This window comes from Bradyrhizobium sp. Crot121 (assembly GCF_059512385.1).
The window spans coordinates 1-2,493 of record NZ_JCAMOR010000193.1 but is presented as its reverse complement, the minus strand read 5'-3'; the positions used below and the strand labels follow the sequence as shown (position 1 = coordinate 2,493).

The 2,493-nt window shown below is 61.0% G+C and carries 4 protein-coding genes; all 4 read right to left on the bottom strand.

Features of this window, described 5'->3' with window-relative positions; translation table 11 throughout:
• Positions 1–49: 49 nt before the first annotated feature.
• On the bottom strand, positions 50–976 hold the full coding sequence (locus AC5ZGW_RS45785; protein ID WP_496114152.1) for a serine hydrolase domain-containing protein: 927 nt from the start codon (positions 974–976) through the stop codon (positions 50–52).
• A complete protein-coding gene (locus AC5ZGW_RS45780; protein WP_051397342.1) occupies positions 891–1,286 on the bottom strand; it encodes a serine hydrolase domain-containing protein in 396 nt (131 codons plus the stop codon). Before AC5ZGW_RS45780 ends, AC5ZGW_RS45785 begins: the two co-directional genes overlap by 86 nt.
• A gap of 282 nt (positions 1,287–1,568) precedes the next feature.
• Positions 1,569–1,868: a ferredoxin III, nif-specific gene (gene fdxB / locus AC5ZGW_RS45775; protein ID WP_028169131.1), complete on the bottom strand. Its 300-nt coding sequence runs from the start codon at positions 1,866–1,868 to the stop codon at positions 1,569–1,571.
• A 143-nt stretch (positions 1,869–2,011) separates the two neighbouring features.
• A partial coding sequence (locus AC5ZGW_RS45770) for a transposase (protein WP_496114151.1) occupies positions 2,012–2,493 on the bottom strand: 482 nt, incomplete at its 5' end.

The window sequence follows — 2,493 nt, the reverse complement described above, 5'->3', positions numbered from 1 at the left end:
AACGCGGACTTCTCTTGCTTCGGGAATCATCCCGATCTTGAATCACGACTCACGTTCTATGAAAAGTGGGTACTAGGCCCACGACGCGGTTTGCCGGATCGATCCAAAACTGCATGCCATAGATGCCGCCCCACCCGTAGCTGCCCGCCGGAAGGCGGCTCTTGGCTGCAGCCGGATCGATCACGATCCCAAAGCCCAGCGCGAAGCCCCAACCCGGCCCGGGAAGCGTCGGCATGTTGCCGGTCGCGTTCTGCGTCATCTGCCGCACCGTTTCCGCGCGGAGCACCCGCACGCCGTCGAGTTCGCCTTCGTTCAGCAGCATTTGCAGGAACCGCCCGTTGTCCCCGATAGTGCCGCTCATGCCGGCGCCGCCAGAGTGATAGGCGGTCAGAGAGAAGGCGCGGTTCGGGTCGAAATCGGCGGTGCCCTTGGTTGGAGGGAACGGCACAGCCTCAGGTGCCACCACCGGAACGTAGCCCGTGCCGAGTGCGCCCGTGACCTGTGCGGGCCGTGTCACCTGCACGAACCGTGAGCGCATGGTCTCAGGTGCGTTGAACACAAAGCTCTCAATGCGCAGAGGTCTTGCGATGCGCTCGGTTACAAAAGCTCCCAGGCTGGCTCCCGTCACCTTCTCGATGACAGCCCCGAGCACGTCAGTGGCCAGCGAGTATTCCCAGCCTGTACCAGGCTCATAGCCAAGCGGAACGAAGGCGAGACGCTGCATCGCTTCGGCCGTGGTTACCTCGCCCTGGTCTAGCCCGTCGGTCACGCGCGCTTCGCGGTATGCATTAACGAGCCGGGGATTATTGATGAAGTTATAGGAGAATCCGGCCGTATGGGTCAGCAGTTCGCGAATTGTCGGCGGCCTGCTCGCAGGACCCTCAGTGCCGTCAGGACCGCGCACCTGCAACTTGGCGAACTCGGGCAGGAAACGGCTGACCGGATCGTCCAGGCCGATCCCTGCCCTGCTCGACAAGGATCATCGCTGCCACCGAGGTGACAGCCTTGGTCATTGAGGCGAGGCGGAATATGTCGTTCTCGCCGATCGGCACGGCGCTCCCCACCTTGCGAACGCCGACGCTGCGGCTGTAGACCGGGCGGCCATTCTGAAGGATCAGCACCACAATACCCGGAGTACTGCAGCCTTCGACCAATTCCTTAAGGGTTTGATCAAGCTTCGCATTGCGCGCTTCGGGCGAAAAGGCCAGCGCCACCGGGGTGGCAAGGAGCGCGAACGCTACCAGTCCCGCCCCGAGCACACCGATCACAAGACGACGTGAGATCATGATGTTCCTCCCGTAGAGCTGTTCTGAGCATTCTTCGCGACAGCGGAATGAAGTTATTGAGGCTGCCGGTATCCGATCCATAGTAGCGCAGACATTTCGAGCCATCCGAACCCCATACCTGCGGCCGACGAAGACATGATTCTTTCTGGGGACGGGGCGACTCAGCATCCGCAAGCTGGTGGGAATGCGCCCGGCGCCAAGCGGGTCTATCCTCGAGCGCAGTTCATGGCTTCGCCGCCCAACTCCCGCTTGCTCGCGGCAAAAGGCGGACAGAGCTCGCTCTCAAGCGGCTTGCGTTGCGGCGGTTTGGTGAGTTTGGCAGTTGGTCGGACAAACCCGGGCGCAGGCGCCGCAACCGATACAAGCGCCTTGGTCATTCATCACCATAATCTTCTTCTCGATCTCATCGTCTTCGTCGTCGTCCAGATCGACAAGATCGCCCTCCTCGTTGATGCCCTTCAACGTCATGACGTCGCGACCGCAGACTTTGAAACAACGGCCACAGCCGATGCACTTCTTGGCATCAATCGACATCAGGTACTCCGGTGTCCAGTCACGGCCGTCGCGCGTTGCAAATGACATGATCGGATACCCTCTAAAGCAGTCTGCTGAAAAAGCTTGAAATGGAGAGTTTTCGTATTGTCGGCGGTCGTTGTTGGAGCGGCGCGGTGGAGTTGGATGTAATTTTTTAACCTGTTGGTTGGTGCCCCCCTGACGCGGGGTGGCTAAACGGCAAGCAGTTTGGGAATCCGGATCAGGTTATAGGCGATCAGATTGAGCAGGAAGTCGGCGGCGACGCGAGCGATGCCACGATGTTTGGTCTTGCGCATCGTGCCATGCTGCTTGCCCCTTCCGAAAATGCACTCGACCATCGCCCGGCGCGATTGCGACATGCCGTATCCCGGATGCCGCGCGGTTCGTTCGTCGATGGCGCTGTTGCGGTTCTTGCCGGTTTTGGTGACGGCCTGGTTCTGTGTCACATGCGGCGTCACGCCGATGGCGCGAAGATTGGCGACGTGATCGGCCGTATCGTACGCCTTGTCCTCACCGGCCGTGATGCGGCAGCCTGCGGCTTTGCGTCTCGCCTTCAGCATGGTCTCCGAAGCCCGGCGTTCGGCGATGCCATTGGCATGCGTGACCCTGCCGGCCACCGCCAGCCCGTGCCGGTTCTCCATGGTGGCGTGGCCCATATAGCAAAGCTTGGCCT